We start from the raw sequence: 18,432 nt of genomic DNA, 5'->3' as shown, positions 1-18,432 counted from the left end.
TCAGTCGCCACAGCAACCTTCGGGCAGAGTGCGAATGTCACGGGTGACTTCATTGCGCGCCGCAAGATCGGCGTCGTCGGGATAGTCGACCCGAACCAGCGACAGACCGTGCGCGGGTGCCACCAGGATCGAACTTGCCCTCGACCGCTCCCGCAGCAACTCGTCCACCCACCCGAGGTCGCGGCGGCCCTCCCCCACGGCGAGTACGGCACCGACGAGGCTGCGAACCATCGACCAGCAGAAGGCATCTGCGTTGACGAATGCGGTGAAAATCTCCCCGTCACGTTCCCAGTCGAAGCGTTGCAGATCGCGAACGGTGGTGGCCCCTTCTCTGCGCTTGCAGAACGCGGCGAAGTCGTGCAGCCCTATCAGTCTGGCGGACGCCGAGCGCATTACGTCGAGGTCGAGCACCTTCGGATACGACACGATGTCGCGGGCACGCAGGGGATCTGCTCCGTACTCCGCGGTGGTCAGGCGGTATTCGTAGTGCCGGCGCATCGCGGAGAAACGCGCGTCGAAATGCTGCGGCGCACGTGAGATGCGGGTGATTCGTACATCTTTCGGGAGGAAGCGGGCGAGTCTGCGGATGAGTCGGGACGGATCGTCCGGCAGCGACTCGGCGGGAACGTCGACGTGCGCGACCTGACCTGCCGCGTGGACCCCTGCGTCGGTCCGTCCCGCCACCGTCAGTTGCAGGGGGGTACGCAGGACGGCTCCGAGTTTCTCCTCGATTTCCCCGCAGACCGTGCGCAGCCCGTTCTGGCGAGCCCACCCGGAGAACTCGGTTCCGTCGTAGGCGATGTCCAGCCGCAATCGAACGAGCCCGTCGCCCCGAGAGGGGGTGACGGGCTCGTTCGATTCAGCGTGTGCCGAAACCAAGTGGACTAGTCCTTCTTGGCCTCGTCGGCCTCTGTCGCATCTGCGGCGGTGGCGGACTCGTCTTCGATGGCGTCGACGACGGCGTCAGCGTTCGCGACCTCGGCGGCGGTGGCCTCGGCCTCGACTGCGTCGACAACGTTCTCGTCCGACGCGGCGGGGGCCGCGGCCGGAGCATCCTTCGACGCCTTCACGCGACGTGCGCGGTCGGCCTCGGAGGTGACGGTCTTTTCCTTGACGAGCTCGATGATGGCCATCGGAGCGTTGTCACCCTTGCGGGGAACCGTCTTGATGATGCGGGTGTATCCACCGTCACGGTCCGCGTAGAACGGGCCGATCTCAGCGAACAAGGTGTGTACGACATCCTTGTTGCGGATGACCTTGAGAACCTCGCGGCGGTGCGCCAGGGTTCCCGCCTTGGCGTGCGTCACGAGCTTCTCGGCGTACGGCCGCAGGGCCTTCGCCTTGGACTCGGTGGTGGTGATGCGACCGTGCTCGAAGAGCGCGGTAGCCAGATTGGCGAAAATCGCCTTCTGGTGCGAAGCCGACCCGCCGAAGCGGGCACCCTTCTTGGGCTTGGGCATGATGATCTCCTAGTAAAGGACCGGAAGCGGCTACAGCTGTTCGGTCTCGGCGTAGTCCTCGGTACCGTCGGCATCGCCGAAGGAACCGGCATCCGTGTCACTCCACGTTCCGGTGGCGGCGTCGTAACCGGCAACGGTGGTGGGATCGAAGGACGCGGGGCTGTCCTTGAGGGACAAGCCCAGCGAATGCAGCTTGACCTTCACCTCGTCGATGGACTTCTGTCCGAAGTTGCGGATGTCGAGCAGGTCGGACTCGGTACGGCCGACAAGCTCACCGACGGTGTGAACACCTTCGCGCTTGAGGCAGTTGTAGGAACGGACGGTGAGGTCCAGGTCCTCGATGGGCAGTCCGAAGGAAGCGATGTGATCGGCCTCGGCGGGCGAGGGTCCGATCTCGATGCCTTCTGCTTCGACGTTCAGCTCACGGGCCAGGCCGAAGAGCTCAACCAGGGTCTTGCCCGCAGAAGCGAGCGCGTCCCGAGCGGTGATGGAGTTCTTGGTTTCCACATCGAGCACGAGCCGATCGAAGTCGGTGCGCTGCTCGACGCGGGTGGCCTCCACCTTGTAGGTGACCTTGAGCACCGGCGAGTAGATCGAGTCGACCGGGATGCGGCCGATCTCTGCGCCGGACGCCTTGTTCTGGACGGCGGGGACGTAGCCGCGACCGCGCTCGACGACGAGCTCGATCTCCAGCTTTCCCTTGTCGTTCAGGGTGGCGATGTGCAGATCCGGGTTGTTCACGGTGACGCCGGCCGGGGGCACGATGTCGCCTGCGGTCACAGCGCCGGGGCCCTGCTTACGGACGTACATGGTGACCGGCTCGTCCTCTTCGGAGCTCACGACGAGGCCCTTGAGGTTCAGGATGATGTCGGTGACGTCTTCCTTCACACCGGGGACCGTGGTGAACTCGTGCAGAACGCCGTCGATGCGGATGCTGGTGACAGCAGCGCCGGGGATCGAAGACAGCAGCGTGCGGCGGAGCGAATTGCCGAGGGTGTACCCGAAACCTGGCTCGAGGGGCTCGATGACGAACTTCGAGCGGTTGTCAGCGATGACCTCTTCGGTCAGCGTGGGTCGCTGAGAAATGAGCATTGGATTTCCTCCTGTACGGGCGTCCGCTATTTGACGCCCACGATGGGAAAGGCACTGCGCGCCCGTGCGCCTTTCTGGTAGTGGGAACTACCAAAAAGGCGCACGGGCCGGAGGCCTTACTTCGAGTAGTACTCGACGATCAGCTGTTCCTGCAGCGGGACATCGATCTGCGCACGCTCGGGAAGCTGGTGAACCAGGATCCGGAGCCGTCCGCCGACAACCTGCAGCCAACCCGGGATCGGGCGATCGCCCTGGGTCTCACGCGCCACCTGGAAAGGAAGCGTCGACAGCGACTTTTCCTTGACATCGATGATGTCGTACTGCGAGACGCGGTAGCTGGGGATGTCGACCTTCTTGTTGTTCACAAGGAGGTGACCGTGCGTGACCAGCTGACGTGCCTGGCGGCGGGTGCGAGCCAGTCCGGCGCGGTACACGACGTTGTCGAGACGCGACTCCAGGATGCGGAGCAGGTTCTCACCGGTCTTACCGGGGCGGTTGTTCGCCTCCTGGTAATAACGACGGAACTGCTTCTCCATGACGCCGTAGGTGAAGCGAGCCTTCTGCTTCTCCTGCAGCTGGAGCAGGTACTCGCTCTCCTTGATCCGCGCACGGCCGTGCTGGCCCGGCGGGTAGGGACGACGCTCGAACGCCTGGTCGCCTCCGACGAGGTCGACGCGCAGACGACGCGACTTGCGGGTGATGGGTCCGGTATAACGTGCCATTTTTTTTCTACCTATCCTTCCCGCTAGACCCGACGCCGCTTGGGCGGACGGCAGCCGTTGTGGGGCTGGGGGGTGACATCGGAGATGGTGCCGACCTCGAGGCCTGCAGCCTGAAGCGAGCGGATCGCGGTCTCACGGCCGGAGCCGGGTCCCTTGACGAAGACGTCGACCTTCTTGACACCATGCTCCTGCGCCTTGCGGGCTGCGTTCTCTGCAGCGAGCTGAGCGGCGAACGGGGTCGACTTACGCGATCCCTTGAAGCCGACGTGTCCCGAGGACGCCCAGGAAATGACATTTCCGGCGGGGTCCGTGATGGACACGATGGTGTTGTTGAAGGTGCTCTTGATGTGCGCGGCGCCGTGCGGGACGTTCTTCTTGTCCCTGCGACGCGCCTTCTGGGTCTTCTTCGGACCGGTGCTACGTGACTTGGGGGGCATTACTTCGCCTTCTTCTTGCCGGCAATGGTGCGCTTGGGGCCCTTACGGGTGCGGGCGTTGGTCTTGGTGCGCTGACCACGCACGGGCAAGCCACGGCGGTGGCGCAACCCCTGGTAGGCACCGATCTCGATCTTGCGACGGATGTCGGCCTGGACCTCGCGGCGAAGGTCACCCTCGACCTTCAGCGACTCCTCGATGTACTCGCGGAGCTTGGCCAGATCCTCGTCCGAGAGATCCTTGCTCCGCAGATCCGGGTTGACGCCGGTGGCGCCCAGGATCTCCTTGGAGCGGGTACGGCCGATGCCGTAGATGTAGGTGAGTGCGATCTCCATCCGCTTTTCGCGGGGCAGATCGACACCTGCTAGACGTGCCATGTGGCAGTTCCTATCGGTGAGCGGAGGTCTGCTCCCAGTCCATCCCCTGTGCCTCTTCAAACTCCGGCGGTCTCGCGACCGAAGGGGTCTCAACTAACTCAGTGGGGCCCCGGCCTCCGTGCCGGGGGTGGACCAGTACCTGCCGTGGGTGGTGAAACCCGGTGGCCGAAAGTACTGGCTGGTGCTGGGAGGTCATCTTTGCTTGTTGCCAAGCAGATCCTCGAAAAGCGGAGATCTAGCCCTGACGCTGCTTGTGACGCAGGTTCTCGCAGATCACCATGACCCGGCCGTTACGACGGATCACCTTGCACTTTTCGCAGATCTTCTTGACGCTCGGCTGAACCTTCACGTCTTCTGATCTCCTGTTTTGTGGCAGCCCACTACGCAGTTCCGCGGCGGACGTACTTCTCCCCGACCTGGTCAGAGCGGGGAAGCTTTTTACTTGTACCGGTAAACGATGCGTCCGCGCGACAGGTCGTAGGGCGAGAGCTCCACGACGACGCGATCTTCCGGGAGGATGCGAATGTAGTGCTGACGCATCTTTCCGCTGATGTGGGCGAGAACCTTGTGGCCGTTTTCGAGCTCAATGCGGAACATCGCATTGGGCAGCGGCTCGACTACTCGTCCCTCGACCTCGATGGCCCCGTCTTTCTTAGCCATATCCTCCGCGATCCATGTTGTTTGACGTGCTTCTTGCATCTGTTTCCGTTACCGTGGCGCCCAATGGCTTCTTCACCGGCCGAAACATGAACATTCCGGATCGAAACCGGCACTGGGCACGCAAACAACCGGCACGCATAGCGCACCGCTGATCCATGTTACGGGAAATTGCTCACCAGGCCAAATGCAGTCGGCGAGGCGAAGGATGGTGTTGCGCGTGCGCGCGCTGGTGCAGAGAGTCTCGGCCGCCTCCGTCCGGGTCGACGGAGTCGTGGTCGCACACATCACTCCCCCGCCTGCCGGCCACGGACTTCTCGTCCTGGTCGGCGTCACCCACACGGATGACGCGGCGAAGGCAGCGCTCCTGGCAAAGAAGGTGTGGACGATGCGAATCCTGGAGGACGAGCAGTCAGCCGCCGACCTCGACGCCCCGATCCTCGTGGCCAGTCAGTTCACGCTGATGGCCGACACACGACGGGGGCGACGCCCCTCGTGGTCCGCGGCCGCGCCCCGGCCCGTGGCGGAGCCGTTGGTCGAATCCTTCACGGTCGCGCTACGACAGCTGGGCGCGACGGTCGATACGGGCGTGTTCGGCGAGCACATGCAGATCGATCTCGTCAACGACGGACCGGTCACGCTGCTGATCGACGTGTAGCGGCGCAGTCACTCCGGGCGCAGCGTGAGAATCCGCGGACCATCCTCGGTGACGGCCACGGTGTGCTCCCAGTGGGCAGCACGCGTACCGTCCGCGGTAACCACCGTCCAGTCGTCTTCCAGCACAACGGTATCGGTGGTGCCGAGCGTCAACATCGGCTCGATCGCCAGCACGGATCCGACCACCAGCTGGGGACCCTTACCCGGAGCGCCCTCGTTGGCGAGGAACGGTTCCATGTGCATTTCCCGGCCGATCCCGTGCCCGCCGTAGCCGTCGACGATCCCGTACTTCCGGCCGTGTGTTACTTCCGCCGCGCGGGTTCCCAGCTCGATCGCATGGGAGATGTCGGTGAGACGGTTCCCGGGCAGCATGGCTGCAATTCCCGCGTCCATCGACAACCGCGTGGCTTCGCTCAAATCCTGATCAGCCTCGACGAGTTCGCCGACACCGAACGTCCAGGCCGAGTCACCATGCCACCCGTCGAGAATTGCACCGCAGTCGATCGAGACGAGGTCTCCCTCGGCGAGGATGTCCTGCGCCGAGGGAATCCCGTGCACCACACGATCATTGACGGACGAACATATCGATCCGGTGAACCCGTGATAGCCCTTGAACGACGGCACCGCACCTGCGTCGCGGATAACCGACTCGGCTACCTCGTCGAGTTCGAGCGTGCTCACACCAGGCTTGGCCGCATCACGCACCGCCACCAGCGCTGCACCGACGATGGCGCCCGCGGCCGCCATCGCATCGAGCTCACCGGCAGTCCGGAAGGGAACAACTTTGCGCTTGCGCCCGAAACCCATTTACTTGCCCAACGCTGCCAGTGCGCGCGAGTTGACCTCGTCGACCTCACCCAGTGCGTCGACGGTGAGCAGATCGTTCTTGTAGTAGTCGAGCAGCGGCGCCGTCTCCTCGCGGTACACCCGGAGCCGGTTGCGGATGACGTCTTCCTTGTCGTCGGCGCGACCACGCGCCAGCATCCGTTCCACGACGATGTCCTCGTCCGCCACGAACGAGAGAACGCCGTCGAGCTTGGTGTCCAGATCAGCCAGGATTGCCTCGAGTGCCTGCGCCTGATCGACCGTGCGCGGGAAACCGTCGAGAAGGAAACCGTTGGCGGCATCCGGCTCCGCGACGCGCGCTTTCACCATGTTGTTGGTGATTTCGCTGGGAACGAGATCTCCGGCGTCGAGGTACTTCTTCGCCTCGAGACCGAGCGGTGTCTCCTGGCCGATGTTCGCCCGGAACAGGTCGCCGGTCGAGATGTGCGGGACACCGAGCTTCTCGGAAAGAATCGCGGCCTGGGTGCCCTTGCCTGCACCGGGAGGACCAAGGAGGACAAGTCTCACTTGAGGAACCCTTCGTAGTTGCGTTGCATCAATTGACTTTCGATCTGCTTGACCGTGTCCAGGGCGACACTGACGAGGATCAGCACTGCCGCGCCACCGAAGATGCTGCTGGTGGTCTGGCTCCCGGACAGGAAGAAGTGGGGCAACACTGCGATCAGGCCGAGGTAGATGGATCCCGGGACCGTGATGCGGTTGAGCACGTAATTCAGGTAGTCCGCGGTGGGCCGTCCCGGGCGGATGCCGGGAATGAACCCACCGAACTTCTTCATCTCGTCGGCGCGCTCTTCGGGGTTGAACGTGATCGCGACGTAGAAGAACACGAAGAACACGATCAACGCGAAGTAGATGGTGATGTACACCGGATTGTTCGGGTTCACCAGATACTCGTTGATGATCCGCTGCCACCAGCTCGGATCTGCAGCCGACGTCGCCCCGGTGAGCTGCGCGATGAGGTTCGGCAGATACAGCAGAGACGACGCGAAGATCACCGGGATGATGCCGGCCTGGTTGACCTTCAGCGGCAGGTAGGTGGACGAACCGCCGTACATCTTGCGTCCGACCATGCGCTTGGCGTACTGGACGGGGATACGGCGCTGGCCCTGCTCGACGAAGACCACGCCGGCGATGATGGCGAGAGCGGCGACACAGATGATCGCGAAGATCAGCCCGCCGCGACTGTCGAGAATGGCTTTGCCCTCCGACGGTAGCCGGGATGCGATACCCGCGAAGATCAGCAGCGAGAAGCCGTTACCGACACCGCGTTCGGTGATGATCTCGCCGAACCACATGACGAGCGCGGCACCCGCCGTCATCACGAGGACGATGATGACGAGCCCGAAGATGCTCTTGTCGGCGATTATTTCTTCCTGACAGCCCTGCAACAGCTGACCGCGCGCTGCGAGCGCGACGATGCCGGTGGCCTGCAGAATCGCCAGCGCGATCGACAGATATCGGGTGTACTGCGTCATCTTCGCCTGGCCGGACTGGCCTTCTTTCCGAAGCTGCTCGAACTTCGGGATGACGACCGTCAACAGCTGAACGATGATGCTTGCCGTGATGTAGGGCATGATGCCGATCGCGAACACCGAGAGCTGGAGCAGGGCTCCACCGGAGAACAGGTTGATCAGCGAATAGATACCGGCGGAATCGCCGCCCGACAACTGGTCGACACAGGCTCGGACGTTGGCGTAGTCGACGCCGGGTGACGGCAGCACGGCACCGACGCGGTAGAGCGCGACGAGGCCGAGCGCGATGAGGATCTTCCGCCTCAGGTCCGGGGTCCTGAGGGCCGAGACGAAGGCGGAAAGCAAAGATCCTCCTGGCACGACGGTGGGTGGACGAGTCACTGGGACTGTGTCCGTGAATGAACTCTAGAACTCTAACAGTGGCGACTGAACGTGCAGTTGGGAGACCTGGGGCCGACCCGGTGCACAGCGGCAAATGGCCGCAGTACAGCCCGAAGCTGTACTGCGGCCATCTACTGGCTAGCGGTGATTGCTCACAGCTCGGTGGCGGTACCACCGGCAGCAGCGATCTTCTCCTTGGCGGAGCCGGTGAACTTGTCGACCGTCACCTGGACGGCGACAGTCAGGTCGCCGTCGCCGAGAACCTTGACGAGCTGGTTCTTGCGAACGGCGCCCTTGGCAACGAGATCCTCGACCGTGACCTGCCCACCCTCGGGGAACAGACGGGCGATGTCGCCGACGTTGACGACCTGGTACTCGGTGCGGAACGGGTTGGTGAAGCCCTTGAGCTTGGGCAGACGCATGTGCAGCGGCATCTGTCCACCCTCGAAGGCGACGGGCACGTTCTTGCGGGCCTTGGTGCCCTTGGTGCCGCGACCCGCAGTCTTACCGCGCTTGCCGCCCTCGCCTCGACCGACGCGGATCTTGGCTGACTTGGACCCGGGCGCGGGGCGCAGGTGATGCAGTTTGATGGTCATGGTTAGACCTCCTCAACTGTGACGAGGTGGCGCACCACGTTGATCAGACCGCGGTTCTGCGCATTGTCCTCGCGGACAACCGTCTGCCGGATGCCCTTGAGACCGAGGGTGCGCAGCGAGTTCCGCTGGTTCTGCTTGGTACCGATGGTGCTCTTGATCTGAGTGACCTTGAGTTCGGCCATTACTTCACGCTCCCAGCCTGTGCACGCGCACGCAGCATGCCGGCGGGGGCCACATCCTCGAGGGCGAGACCGCGACGAGCGGCAACTTCCTCGGGGCGCTGCAGACCCTTGAGCGCAGCAACGGTCGCATGGACGACGTTGATGGCGTTGTCGCTACCGAGCGACTTCGACAGGATGTCGTGGATGCCCGCGCACTCCAGCACCGCACGCACCGCGCCACCGGCGATGACACCGGTACCGGCGCTCGCGGGACGCAGCATGACGATGCCGGCAGCGGCTTCACCCTGGACGGGGTGCGTGATGGTGCCGCCGATCATCGGAACGCGGAAGAAGCTCTTACGAGCCTCCTCGACACCCTTCTGGATGGCCGCAGGAACTTCCTTGGCCTTGCCGTAGCCGACGCCGACCAGTCCGTTGCCGTCGCCCACGATCACCAGTGCGGTGAAGCTGAAGCGACGACCACCCTTGACGACCTTCGACACGCGGTTGATCGTGACGACCCGCTCGATGTGGTTCGACTTCTCGGCTGACTGTCCGCCGCGACGATCGTCGCGACCGCCACCACGACGGTCGCCGCCGCCGCGGTTGTCCCCCGTGTTGGGTCCATTCTGTCCGGCGGGTCCGCTTCCGCCGTCACGCCTCTGACGTCCCGGCATCAGGCTGTCCTTCCGTTCGAAATGATGGTCATCAGAACTTCAACCCGCCTTCGCGAGCTGCGTCTGCCAGGGCCGCGATGCGACCGTGGTAGCCGTGTCCACCGTGGTCGAAGACCACAGTCTCGACTCCGGCAGCCTTCGCGCGCTCGGCGATCAGCTGACCGACCTTCGCGCTGAGGGTCTTCTTGTCGCCGTCCGCAGCGCGCACGTCTGCCTCGGTGGTCGACGCCGCGGCCAGCGTGTGGCCCGCGAGGTCGTCCACCAGCTGGACGTGGATGTGGCGCGAGGACCGGTTGACGACCAAGCGGGGACGCTCGGGCGTGCCGGACACCTTCTTGCGGAGACGGAAGTGACGACGCACCTTCGACAGGCGACGCTTCGTGGACGCATCCTTGCCCAGCGGAATTCGCTTGGCTTTCTGGTTTGCAGTCTGGCTCATATCACTTACCCGTCTTTCCGACCTTGCGGCGGATCTGCTCACCCTCGTAACGCACGCCCTTGCCCTTGTACGGGTCCGGACGGCGGAGACGACGGATGTTGGCCGAGATCTGCCCGACCTTCTGCTTGTCGATGCCCGACACGGAGAACTTGGTGGGCGACTCGACCGCGAAGGTGATGCCTTCCGGAGCCTCGATCGGGACCGGGTGGCTGTATCCGAGCGCGAACTCGAGGTCCTTGCCCTTGAGAGCAACGCGGTAACCGACGCCGTGGATCTCCATCTTGGTGGTGTAACCGTCGGTCACACCGGTGACCAGGTTCTGCACCAGCGTGCGAGAAAGACCGTGGAGTGCACGGCTACGACGCTCGTCGTCCGGACGGGTGACGCTGAGCGTTCCGTCCTCGTTCTTCTCGATGGTGATCGGCTCTGCGATGGTGAGGCCGAGGGTGCCCTTCGGCCCCTTGACCGTGACGTCCTGGCCGTCGATCGACACGTCGACACCGGCGGGGACGGTAACGGGAATCTTTCCGATACGCGACATTGTGGTGGCCTCCCTTACCAGACGTAGGCGAGGACTTCCCCGCCCACTCCTTGATTGGCCGCCTGGCGATCGGTGAGCAGGCCGGTGGACGTGGAAATGATCGCCACGCCGAGGCCGCCCAGAACCTTGGGCAGGTTGGTGGACTTTGCGTACACACGCAGACCGGGCTTCGAGACACGACGCACGCCGGCAAGGCTGCGCTCACGGCTCGGGCCGTACTTGAGGTCGACGATGAGGGTCTTACCGACCTCGGCGTCCTCGGTGCGGTAGTCGGCGATGTAGCCCTCACGCTTGAGGATCTCGGCGATGTTCGCCTTGATCTTCGAGTGGGGCAACTTCACCTCATCGTGGTACGCCGTGTTGGCGTTGCGCAGACGTGTCAAGAAGTCTGCGATGGGGTCGGTCATGGTCATGAGGTTGACCTCTACCTTTCTCACAACGGTTCCCTCTGCCGTGTCCGGCGCAGGCCTATCGCGAAGTAGGTCTTACGTTTCCCGGCCCGAGATTACGAACCGGAAGTCTGTGGTGGGTGACGTCGTCATCGTCGAGGCGACGACGTCACCGGATCACCAGGAGCTCTTGTGAACGCCGGGCAGCTCGCCGGCGTGCGCCATCTCTCGGACGCAGATTCGGCACAGGCCGAACTTGCGGAACACCGAGTGCGGACGACCGCACCGCTGGCAGCGGGTGTAGGCGCGCACCGCGAACTTGGGCTTCTTGTTGGCCTTGTTGACCAATGCCTTCTTAGCCATTAGCTCAGTTCTCCTTGAACGGGAAGCCGAGGTGCTTGAGCAGGGCACGGCCTTCTTCGTTGTTGGTCGCGGTGGTCACCACGGTGATGTCCATGCCGCGCGGGCGGTCGATCTTGTCCACGTCGATCTCGTGGAACATCGACTGCTCGTTCAGGCCGAACGTGTAGTTGCCGTTGCCGTCGAACTGGGTTCCCGACAGGCCACGGAAGTCCCTGATGCGGGGAAGGGCCACGGACACGAGACGGTCCAGGAATTCCCACATGCGGTCGCCACGAAGCGTGACGCGGGCACCGATCGGCATGCCCTCGCGAAGCTTGAACTGCGCGATGGACTTGCGTGCCTTGCGGATCTCGGGCTTCTGACCGGTGATCAGGGCGAGGTCGTTGACGGCACCGTTGATGAGCTTGGCGTCGCGGGCGGCGTCACCGACACCCATGTTGACGACGACCTTGACGACGCCCGGGATCTGCATCACGTTGGCGTAGTCGAATTCGCTGTTCAGCGCAGCCTTGATCTCTTCGCGGTAGCGAGTCTTCAGGCGCGGCTGGATCTTGTTCTCAGTGGAGGTCATGTCAGATGTCCTTCCCGTTCTTCCGGGAAATCCGAACGCGCTTGCCGGACTCTTCGTCGGTCCGGTAGCCCACGCGGGTGGGGTTGCCGTCCGAGTCGATGACCGCGACGTTGGAAACGTGGATCGGGGCTTCCTGCGTCACGATGCCGCCGGAGGAAGCTCCGCGCTCGTTCGCGGAAACCGCGGTGTGCTTCTTGATGCGGTTCACGCCTTCGACGAGGACCTTGTTGGTCGCGGGGTAGGCCTGAATGACCTTGCCCTTCGCGCCCTTGTCCTTGCCGGCGATGACCAGCACGGTGTCACCCTTGTGCACCTTCATCACAGCACCTCCGGGGCGAGCGAGACGATCTTCATGAACTTCTTCTCACGCAGCTCACGGCCGACGGGGCCGAAGATGCGGGTGCCACGGGGATCGTTGTCCGGCTTGATGAGGACGGCGGCGTTCTCGTCGAACTTGATGTACGACCCGTCCGGACGGCGACGTTCCTTCGTGGTGCGGACGATGACGGCCTTGACGACCTCGCCCTTCTTGATGTTTCCACCCGGGATGGCGTCCTTGACGGTGGCGACGATGATGTCACCGATCCCGGCGTAGCGGCGTGACGAACCACCGAGAACGCGGATGCAGAGAATCTCCTTGGCACCCGTGTTGTCGGCGACGCGCAGCCGCGACTCCTGCTGAATCACTTACTTCTCCTTGACCTGGTGTTTTCGACTGGAGCGACCAACTGGCGATCACTCTGTCGTGCACGGCAGATTTCCGACCCGACGTGCGCGGTCCGTACCCGTACCCTGCATGAGGCCGCCCTGATGGGTGGCACAACGGTGGGGTTGCCGTGCATCTGTCGCAAGGCAACCCCACCATCATACTGGACACATATTGTGGTTCTTACTTGGCCTTCTCGACGACCTCGACGAGGCGCCAGTGCTTCGTCGCGGACAGCGGACGGGTTTCCATCAGCTGCACGAGGTCACCGACACCGGCGACACCGTTCTCGTCGTGGGCCTTGACCTTGCTGGTCCGGCGGATGATCTTGCCGTAGAGCGGGTGCTTGACCCGGTCTTCGAGCTCGACCACGATCGTCTTCTCCATCTTGTCGGAGACGACGTATCCGGTGCGGACCTTGCGGCTGCCGCGCTCTGTAGTGCTCACTGCTTTTTCCTCACTCATGCCGCGTCACCTGCGTCCGGACCAACGGCCAGCCCGAGCTCACGCTCACGCAGAACGGTGTAGATACGCGCGATGTCGTGACGGACGGTCCGAAGCCGGCGGTTGTTGTCCATCTGGCCGGTGGCCATCTGGAAACGAAGGTTGAACAGCTCTTCCTTCGACTCACGAAGCCGGGTGACCAGCTCTTCTTCGGTGAGCTCGCGGAGCTCTGCGGCTGGGGTTCCAGTAGCCATCAGAACTGCTCCTCCCTTGTCACGATCCGGCACTTGCAGGGGAGCTTGTGCATCGCGCGGCGCAGGGCCTCGCGTGCGATCTCCTCGTTGGGGTAGCTCATCTCGAACATCACGCGACCAGGCTTGACGTTCGCGATCCACCACTCGGGGGAACCCTTACCGGAACCCATGCGGGTTTCGGCCGGCTTCTTGGTGAGGGGGCGATCCGGGAAGATGTTGATCCAGATCTTGCCGCCACGCTTGATGTGCCGGGTCATGGCGATACGAGCGGACTCGATCTGCCGGTTGGTGATGTAGGCAGGCTCGAGAGCCTGGATGCCGTAGTCACCGAAGGTCACCTGGGTTCCACCCTTGGCGGCACCCGAACGGCTCGGATGGTGCTGCTTGCGGTGCTTGACCCGCCGTGGGATCAACATGCGTCAGCCCTCCTTCTGTTCAGTCGTAGCGGGTGCATCGGCGGTGGCGGTCGCTGCGCGACCGGCCTCGGTGCTGGTCGCGGTGGTGCCGGTGGCACCGGAACGACGGGGGCGGCTCGGACGCTCGCGCCGCGGACGATCGCCGGCGGGAGCAGCCACGTTGGCGGCGAGCTCACGCTTGCCACCGACGATGTCGCCCTTGTAGATCCAGACCTTCACGCCGATGCGGCCGAAGGTGGTCTTGGCCTCGTAGAGGCCGTAGTCGATGTCGGCGCGCAGCGTGTGCAGCGGGACGCGACCTTCGCGGTAGAACTCCGAGCGGGACATCTCGGCACCACCGAGACGACCGGAGCACTGGACCCGGATGCCCTTGACGTTCGGCTGACGCATGGCCGACTGGATGGCCTTACGCATGGCGCGACGGAAAGCGACGCGGTTCGAGAGCTGCTCGGCGACACCCTGGGCGACGAGCTGAGCCTCGGCCTCGGCGTTCTTGACCTCGAGGATGTTCAGCTGGACCTGCTTGCCGGTCAGCTTCTCGAGCTCGGAACGGATGCGGTCGGCCTCGGCGCCGCGGCGGCCGATGACGATGCCCGGACGCGCGGTGTGGATGTCCACACGCACACGGTCACGGGTGCGCTCGATCTCGACCTTCGCGATGCCCGCGCGCTCCATGCCGGTGGCGAGGAGCTTACGGATGGCGACGTCTTCCTTGACGTACTCCGCGTACTGCTTGTCTGCGTACCAGCGGGACTTCCAGTCGGTGGTGATGCCGAGTCGGAAGCCGTGCGGGTTGATTTTCTGGCCCACTACTGAGCACTTCCCTTCCGGCGATTACGGGTCGATGTTCCGGTCTTCGGCAGGCTCTCTACGATCACGGTGATGTGGCTCGTCCGCTTACGGATACGGAACGCACGTCCCTGTGCACGCGGCTGGAACCGCTTGAGGGTCGCGCCCTCGTCCACGTACGCCGTGGCAACGACAAGCGTGCTCGGGTCGAGGTCGAGGTTGTTCTCGGCGTTGGCTGCAGCGCTGGCGATCACCTTGGCGACCGGCTCGCTCGCTGCCTGCGGCGCGAACTTCAGAATGGAGAGGGCGTCTTCAACCGAACGCCCGCGGACCAGGTCCACAACTCGACGCGCCTTCATCGGCGTGACGCGCACGTGGCGCGCAATTGCCTTGGCGGTCGGGTTGGCGGTTTCGGTGTTGCTCATCGCCTCTTCGCCTTCCGATCATCCTTGATGTGACCCTTGAACGTGCGGGTCGGTGCAAACTCTCCGAGCTTGTGTCCGACCATCGAGTCGGAGACGAACACGGGGACGTGCTTGCGGCCGTCGTGAACCGCAAACGTGTGGCCGATGAAGTCCGGGATGATCGTGGAACGACGGGACCAGGTCTTGATGACCTGCTTGGTTCCCTTTTCGTTCTGCACGTCCACCTTCGCGAGGAGGTGGTCATCGACGAACGGGCCCTTCTTGAGGCTGCGTGGCATCCTTCACTCCCTCCTAGCGCTTGTTCTTGCCGGTACGGCGACGACGGACAATGAGCTTGTCACTCGCCTTGTTCTTGCGGGTGCGGCCTTCGGGCTTGCCCCACGGGCTGACCGGGTGGCGACCACCGGAGGTCTTACCCTCACCACCACCGTGCGGGTGGTCGACCGGGTTCATCACGACACCACGGACGGTCGGGCGCTTGCCCTTCCACCGCATACGGCCGGCCTTGCCCCAGTTGATGTTCGACTGTTCGGCGTTGCCGACCTCACCGATCGAGGCGCGGCAGCGAACGTCGACGCGACGGATTTCGCCGGACGGCATACGCAGCGTGGCGTAGGTGCCTTCCTTACCGAGCAACTGGATGCTGGAACCAGCCGAGCGGGCCATCTTGGCGCCGCCACCGGGGCGGAGCTCGACGGCGTGGATGGTGGTACCCGTCGGGATGTTGCGCAGGGGCAGGTTGTTGCCGGGTTTGATGTCGGCGCCTGCACCGGACTCGACCGGCGCACCCTGGAACAGGCCCTTGGGGGCGATGATGTAGCGCTTCTCGCCATCTGCGTAGTGCAGCAGGGCGATACGCGCGGTGCGGTTGGGGTCGTACTCGATGTGCGCGACCTTGGCCGGCACGCCGTCCTTGTCGTTGCGACGGAAATCGATCAACCGGTAGGCGCGCTTGTGACCGCCACCCTTGTGCCGGGTGGTGATACGACCGTGTGCGTTACGTCCACCGCGTCCGTGGAGCGGGCGAACCAGCGACTTCTCGGGGGTCGACCGAGTGATCTCGGCGAAGTCCGAGACGCTCGAGCCACGACGGCCCGGAGTTGTCGGCTTGTACTTACGGATTGCCATGAGTCTTCTCGTCCTCTATGTCTCGTCAAGTCCCGGCGCTTACGCGACCGGTCCTCCGAAGATCTCGATGGGCTTGCTGTCGGCCGAGAGGGTCACGAGCGCGCGCTTGGTGTCCTTGCGCTTGCCGTAACCGAACCGGGTCCGCTTGCGCTTGCCCTGACGGTTGGCGGTGTTGACGCTTGTCACGGTGACGCCGAAGATCTTCTCGACGGCAATCTTGATCTGCGTCTTGTTCGAGTCCGGGTGCACCAGGAAGGTGTAGGTGCCTTCCTCGATCAGTCCGTAGGACTTCTCGGAGATGACCGGAGCCAGCAGGATGTCGCGGGGGTCAGCGATGGTCGTCACTTGGCCTCCTCCTTGTTCTCTTCCTGGACGCTCTCGGCGGGCCCGTGGATGAACGTGTTGAGCGCCTCGACGCTGAACACGACGTCATCGCTGTTGAGCACGTCGTACGTGTTGAGCTGGTCGGGTGCGATGGGATGCACACCGTCCAGGTTCTGCACGCTCTTCCACGCCGCGATGTCTTCACGTCCGACGACGAGCAGGACCTTCTTGCGGTCCGAGATCTCGCCCAGGAACGCCTTGGCGCCCTTCGTCGAGGGAGTCTGACCGGCGACCAGCTCGGTGATCACGTGGATACGCTCGTTGCGCGCCCGGTCGGAGAGGGCTCCGCGCAGGGCGGCGGCCTTCATCTTCTTGGGCGTCCGCTGGCTGTAGTCACGCGGCTGCGGGCCGTGGACGGTGCCACCACCGGCGAACTGCGGTGCACGGGTCGAGCCCTGACGAGCGCGGCCGGTGCCCTTCTGGCGGTACGGCTTCTTTCCACCGCCGCGAACCTCGCCGCGGGTCTTGGTGGAGTGGGTGCCCTGACGCGCAGCTGCGAGCTGAGCGACGACAACCTGGTGGAGAAGCGCGATGTTGGCAGGCGCGTCGAAGATCTCCGCGGGGAGATCGACGGTGCCGTTGGTCTTGCCGCCGGCGACCTTGACGTCCAGCGTCAGCTTGGTCGTCGATGTCTCGGTGCTGGTCATGCCCGTGCACCACCCTTCACTGCACTCTTGACGATCACGAGGCCACCCTTGCGGCCGGGGATCGCACCCTTGATCAGCAGCAGGCCGTTCTCGGCGTCCACCTTGTGGACCGAGAGGTTCTGCGTCGTGATGCGGTCGCTACCCATGCGGCCGGACATGCGCATGCCCTTGAACACGCGGCCCGGAGTGGCGCAGCCACCGATGGAACCGGGGCGACGGTGCACAGCCTGGGCGCCGTGCGAGGCGCCCTGGCCGGCGAAGCCGTGGCGCTTCATGGTTCCGGCGAAGCCCTTACCCTTGCTGGTTCCGGTGACGTCGACGTAGGCGCCGTCCTCGAAGACCTCGGCGGTAAGTTCCTGGCCGACCTCGTACTCCGAGGTGTCGGCAACGCGGAGCTCCACAACGTGGCGGCGCGGGGTGACGCCGGCCTTGGCGAATTGGCCGGAAGTCGGCTTGTTCACCTTGCGCGGGTCGATGGCGCCGAACGCGAGCTGCACGGCGCTGTAGCCGTCACGCTCTTCGGTACGAATCTGGGTCACGACGTTGGGCCCGGCCTTCACGACGGTGACCGGAACGACCCGGTTGTTCTCGTCGAAGACCTGGGTCATGCCGAGCTTCGTGCCCAGGATTCCCTTGATCTTGGTATCAGTCATTGTTTTTGTCTCCGCCGCGCTCACTGAATATTGACGTCGACGCTGGCCGGAAGGTCGATGCGCATGAGCGCGTCCACCGTCTTGGGCGTCGGGTCGAGGATGTCGATAAGCCGCTTGTGAGTACGCATCTCGAAGTGCTCGCGCGAGTCCTTGTACTTGTGCGGCGAGCGGATGACGCAGTACACGTTCTTTTCGGTCGGCAACGGCACGGGTCCAACGACGCGGGCCCCGGTACGGGTCACCGTCTCGACGATCTTGCGCGCTGACGCGTCGATCGCCTCATGGTCGTAGGCCTTGAGCCTGATGCGGATCTTCTGTCCCGCCACGCTTAGTGTCCTTTTCTTGCCGCGTTTCGTAGAACCACCCGAGTCGGGCCGAACTACCTCGTCGTCTGCACAGTCCTTACCTGGGCCGCAACTGTCCGAACGCTAGGCGACCGGGACGCACCCGATCCGCTGCCGCTGTTCATCTGTCATGGTTCTCCGGTACACGCGGTCGGGCGTGTCGCCCTCCCACTCATTCTCCGACCCGCAACTTTTCAGCTTTCGGGCCGGGAATTCGCACCGGATGCACTCGAAATCGAGTGCACAGTAGGTACTGCTTCCGTCTTGCATGGGCCGCGAACAGCTCTTTCGAACCGCTCGACGACGTTCTTCACCCCACCTGTTTCAGGCCGCAATAGATCGCGTCCCAGACAAGGCAACCCGACCAGTATGCCGTACGAGGCCCGAGACTTCAAACCGACCCGGAC

The 18,432-nt window shown here is 63.9% G+C and carries 33 protein-coding genes; 1 reads left to right on the top strand and 32 read right to left on the bottom strand.

All coding sequences use genetic code 11. The annotated features are described in order from the left end of the window. The 8 genes from truA to infA form a co-directional block, all read right to left on the bottom strand. A complete protein-coding gene (gene truA, locus L1080_RS05535) occupies window positions 1-813 on the bottom strand; it encodes a tRNA pseudouridine(38-40) synthase TruA (protein WP_159927542.1) in 813 nt (270 codons plus the stop codon). 71 nt (window positions 814-884) lie between these two features. Beyond that, a complete protein-coding gene (gene rplQ, locus L1080_RS05530; protein WP_159925636.1) occupies window positions 885-1,460 on the bottom strand; it encodes a 50S ribosomal protein L17 in 576 nt (191 codons plus the stop codon). A gap of 30 nt (window positions 1,461-1,490) precedes the next feature. Beyond that, the gene (locus L1080_RS05525) at window positions 1,491-2,552 is read right to left on the bottom strand and encodes a DNA-directed RNA polymerase subunit alpha (protein ID WP_109331566.1); all 1,062 of its coding nucleotides are present in this window, start codon (window positions 2,550-2,552) and stop codon (window positions 1,491-1,493) included. A gap of 116 nt (window positions 2,553-2,668) precedes the next feature. After that, window positions 2,669-3,274: a 30S ribosomal protein S4 gene (gene rpsD, locus L1080_RS05520; protein ID WP_109331567.1), complete on the bottom strand. Its 606-nt coding sequence runs from the start codon at window positions 3,272-3,274 to the stop codon at window positions 2,669-2,671. 23 nt (window positions 3,275-3,297) lie between these two features. After that, on the bottom strand, window positions 3,298-3,711 hold the full coding sequence (rpsK, locus tag L1080_RS05515) for a 30S ribosomal protein S11 (RefSeq protein ID WP_005239680.1): 414 nt from the start codon (window positions 3,709-3,711) through the stop codon (window positions 3,298-3,300). Continuing rightward, complete coding sequence (gene rpsM, locus L1080_RS05510; protein ID WP_109331568.1) at window positions 3,711-4,085, bottom strand: 30S ribosomal protein S13; 375 nt, start codon at window positions 4,083-4,085, stop codon at window positions 3,711-3,713. Before rpsM ends, rpsK begins: the two co-directional genes overlap by 1 nt. 235 nt (window positions 4,086-4,320) lie before the next feature. Beyond that, entirely contained in the window at window positions 4,321-4,434 is a 114-nt protein-coding gene (rpmJ, locus tag L1080_RS05505; protein ID WP_003938068.1) for a 50S ribosomal protein L36, read from the bottom strand. 89 nt (window positions 4,435-4,523) lie between these two features. Then, complete coding sequence (gene infA / locus L1080_RS05500) at window positions 4,524-4,745, bottom strand: translation initiation factor IF-1 (protein WP_003418601.1); 222 nt, start codon at window positions 4,743-4,745, stop codon at window positions 4,524-4,526. Window positions 4,746-4,962: 217 nt separating this feature from the next. Here infA and dtd point away from each other — a divergent pair, with 217 nt between their 5' ends. Continuing rightward, complete coding sequence (dtd, locus tag L1080_RS05495; protein WP_159925634.1) at window positions 4,963-5,400, top strand: D-aminoacyl-tRNA deacylase; 438 nt, start codon at window positions 4,963-4,965, stop codon at window positions 5,398-5,400. An 8-nt stretch (window positions 5,401-5,408) separates the two neighbouring features. Here dtd and map read toward each other — a convergent pair whose 3' ends face one another. The 24 genes from map to rpsJ form a co-directional block, all read right to left on the bottom strand. Beyond that, the gene (gene map, locus L1080_RS05490; protein ID WP_159925632.1) at window positions 5,409-6,206 is read right to left on the bottom strand and encodes a type I methionyl aminopeptidase; all 798 of its coding nucleotides are present in this window, start codon (window positions 6,204-6,206) and stop codon (window positions 5,409-5,411) included. After that, complete coding sequence (locus L1080_RS05485) at window positions 6,207-6,752, bottom strand: adenylate kinase (RefSeq protein WP_109331573.1); 546 nt, start codon at window positions 6,750-6,752, stop codon at window positions 6,207-6,209. Further along, window positions 6,749-8,062, bottom strand: a complete 1,314-nt coding sequence (gene secY / locus L1080_RS05480) for a preprotein translocase subunit SecY (RefSeq protein ID WP_213577168.1) — start codon at window positions 8,060-8,062, stop codon at window positions 6,749-6,751. Before secY ends, L1080_RS05485 begins: the two co-directional genes overlap by 4 nt. A 188-nt stretch (window positions 8,063-8,250) precedes the next feature. Beyond that, entirely contained in the window at window positions 8,251-8,694 is a 444-nt protein-coding gene (gene rplO, locus L1080_RS05475; protein WP_109331575.1) for a 50S ribosomal protein L15, read from the bottom strand. Between the two features lie 2 nt (window positions 8,695-8,696). Beyond that, entirely contained in the window at window positions 8,697-8,876 is a 180-nt protein-coding gene (gene rpmD, locus L1080_RS05470; RefSeq protein ID WP_005253859.1) for a 50S ribosomal protein L30, read from the bottom strand. After that, complete coding sequence (rpsE, locus tag L1080_RS05465) at window positions 8,876-9,532, bottom strand: 30S ribosomal protein S5 (RefSeq protein ID WP_109331576.1); 657 nt, start codon at window positions 9,530-9,532, stop codon at window positions 8,876-8,878. The genes rpmD and rpsE overlap by 1 nt, the downstream gene beginning before the upstream one ends. A 31-nt stretch (window positions 9,533-9,563) precedes the next feature. After that, window positions 9,564-9,971, bottom strand: a complete 408-nt coding sequence (rplR, locus tag L1080_RS05460) for a 50S ribosomal protein L18 (RefSeq protein ID WP_109331582.1) — start codon at window positions 9,969-9,971, stop codon at window positions 9,564-9,566. 1 nt (window position 9,972) lies between these two features. After that, window positions 9,973-10,512: a 50S ribosomal protein L6 gene (rplF, locus tag L1080_RS05455; protein ID WP_109331583.1), complete on the bottom strand. Its 540-nt coding sequence runs from the start codon at window positions 10,510-10,512 to the stop codon at window positions 9,973-9,975. Window positions 10,513-10,526: 14 nt separating this feature from the next. Then, window positions 10,527-10,925 carry a 30S ribosomal protein S8 gene (rpsH, locus tag L1080_RS05450; RefSeq protein WP_005239657.1) on the bottom strand — a complete coding sequence of 133 codons (399 nt, stop codon included), beginning with the start codon at window positions 10,923-10,925 and terminating at the stop codon, window positions 10,527-10,529. Between the two features lie 153 nt (window positions 10,926-11,078). Then, entirely contained in the window at window positions 11,079-11,264 is a 186-nt protein-coding gene (locus L1080_RS05445) for a type Z 30S ribosomal protein S14 (protein WP_005239644.1), read from the bottom strand. Between the two features lie 4 nt (window positions 11,265-11,268). Further along, window positions 11,269-11,835 (bottom strand): 50S ribosomal protein L5, encoded by a 567-nt coding sequence (gene rplE, locus L1080_RS05440; RefSeq protein ID WP_109331587.1) that lies wholly within the window; start codon window positions 11,833-11,835, stop codon window positions 11,269-11,271. 1 nt (window position 11,836) lies between these two features. Continuing rightward, window positions 11,837-12,154, bottom strand: a complete 318-nt coding sequence (rplX, locus tag L1080_RS05435) for a 50S ribosomal protein L24 (protein ID WP_109331588.1) — start codon at window positions 12,152-12,154, stop codon at window positions 11,837-11,839. Beyond that, window positions 12,154-12,522: a 50S ribosomal protein L14 gene (rplN, locus tag L1080_RS05430; protein ID WP_005239639.1), complete on the bottom strand. Its 369-nt coding sequence runs from the start codon at window positions 12,520-12,522 to the stop codon at window positions 12,154-12,156. Before rplN ends, rplX begins: the two co-directional genes overlap by 1 nt. A gap of 202 nt (window positions 12,523-12,724) precedes the next feature. Beyond that, window positions 12,725-13,006 (bottom strand): 30S ribosomal protein S17, encoded by a 282-nt coding sequence (gene rpsQ / locus L1080_RS05425; protein WP_109331594.1) that lies wholly within the window; start codon window positions 13,004-13,006, stop codon window positions 12,725-12,727. After that, window positions 13,003-13,239, bottom strand: coding sequence for a 50S ribosomal protein L29 (rpmC, locus tag L1080_RS05420; RefSeq protein ID WP_109331597.1), 237 nt, complete (start codon window positions 13,237-13,239; stop codon window positions 13,003-13,005). The genes rpsQ and rpmC overlap by 4 nt, the downstream gene beginning before the upstream one ends. Next, a complete protein-coding gene (gene rplP, locus L1080_RS05415) occupies window positions 13,239-13,655 on the bottom strand; it encodes a 50S ribosomal protein L16 (protein WP_005239636.1) in 417 nt (138 codons plus the stop codon). The genes rpmC and rplP overlap by 1 nt, the downstream gene beginning before the upstream one ends. Before the next feature lie 3 nt (window positions 13,656-13,658). After that, window positions 13,659-14,465 (bottom strand): 30S ribosomal protein S3, encoded by an 807-nt coding sequence (rpsC, locus tag L1080_RS05410; RefSeq protein ID WP_005239635.1) that lies wholly within the window; start codon window positions 14,463-14,465, stop codon window positions 13,659-13,661. After that, window positions 14,465-14,869, bottom strand: a complete 405-nt coding sequence (gene rplV, locus L1080_RS05405; RefSeq protein ID WP_109331598.1) for a 50S ribosomal protein L22 — start codon at window positions 14,867-14,869, stop codon at window positions 14,465-14,467. The genes rpsC and rplV overlap by 1 nt, the downstream gene beginning before the upstream one ends. Beyond that, entirely contained in the window at window positions 14,866-15,147 is a 282-nt protein-coding gene (rpsS, locus tag L1080_RS05400; protein WP_003940820.1) for a 30S ribosomal protein S19, read from the bottom strand. The genes rplV and rpsS overlap by 4 nt, the downstream gene beginning before the upstream one ends. A gap of 13 nt (window positions 15,148-15,160) precedes the next feature. Then, entirely contained in the window at window positions 15,161-15,997 is an 837-nt protein-coding gene (rplB, locus tag L1080_RS05395; RefSeq protein ID WP_015889918.1) for a 50S ribosomal protein L2, read from the bottom strand. Between the two features lie 39 nt (window positions 15,998-16,036). After that, on the bottom strand, window positions 16,037-16,342 hold the full coding sequence (rplW, locus tag L1080_RS05390) for a 50S ribosomal protein L23 (protein ID WP_109331599.1): 306 nt from the start codon (window positions 16,340-16,342) through the stop codon (window positions 16,037-16,039). Further along, window positions 16,339-17,028 (bottom strand): 50S ribosomal protein L4, encoded by a 690-nt coding sequence (rplD, locus tag L1080_RS05385; protein WP_109331600.1) that lies wholly within the window; start codon window positions 17,026-17,028, stop codon window positions 16,339-16,341. The genes rplW and rplD overlap by 4 nt, the downstream gene beginning before the upstream one ends. Then, complete coding sequence (rplC, locus tag L1080_RS05380) at window positions 17,025-17,681, bottom strand: 50S ribosomal protein L3 (RefSeq protein ID WP_009479366.1); 657 nt, start codon at window positions 17,679-17,681, stop codon at window positions 17,025-17,027. Before rplC ends, rplD begins: the two co-directional genes overlap by 4 nt. A 20-nt stretch (window positions 17,682-17,701) precedes the next feature. Beyond that, window positions 17,702-18,007 carry a 30S ribosomal protein S10 gene (gene rpsJ, locus L1080_RS05375; RefSeq protein WP_003938093.1) on the bottom strand — a complete coding sequence of 102 codons (306 nt, stop codon included), beginning with the start codon at window positions 18,005-18,007 and terminating at the stop codon, window positions 17,702-17,704. Window positions 18,008-18,432: the final 425 nt, after the last annotated feature.

It is taken from the genome of Rhodococcus sp. MSC1_016 (assembly GCF_023667485.2).
Taxonomy (GTDB): Bacteria; Actinomycetota; Actinomycetes; order Mycobacteriales; family Mycobacteriaceae; genus Rhodococcus_F; species Rhodococcus_F oxybenzonivorans.
This window is presented reverse-complemented; position numbering and strand designations above follow the sequence as displayed.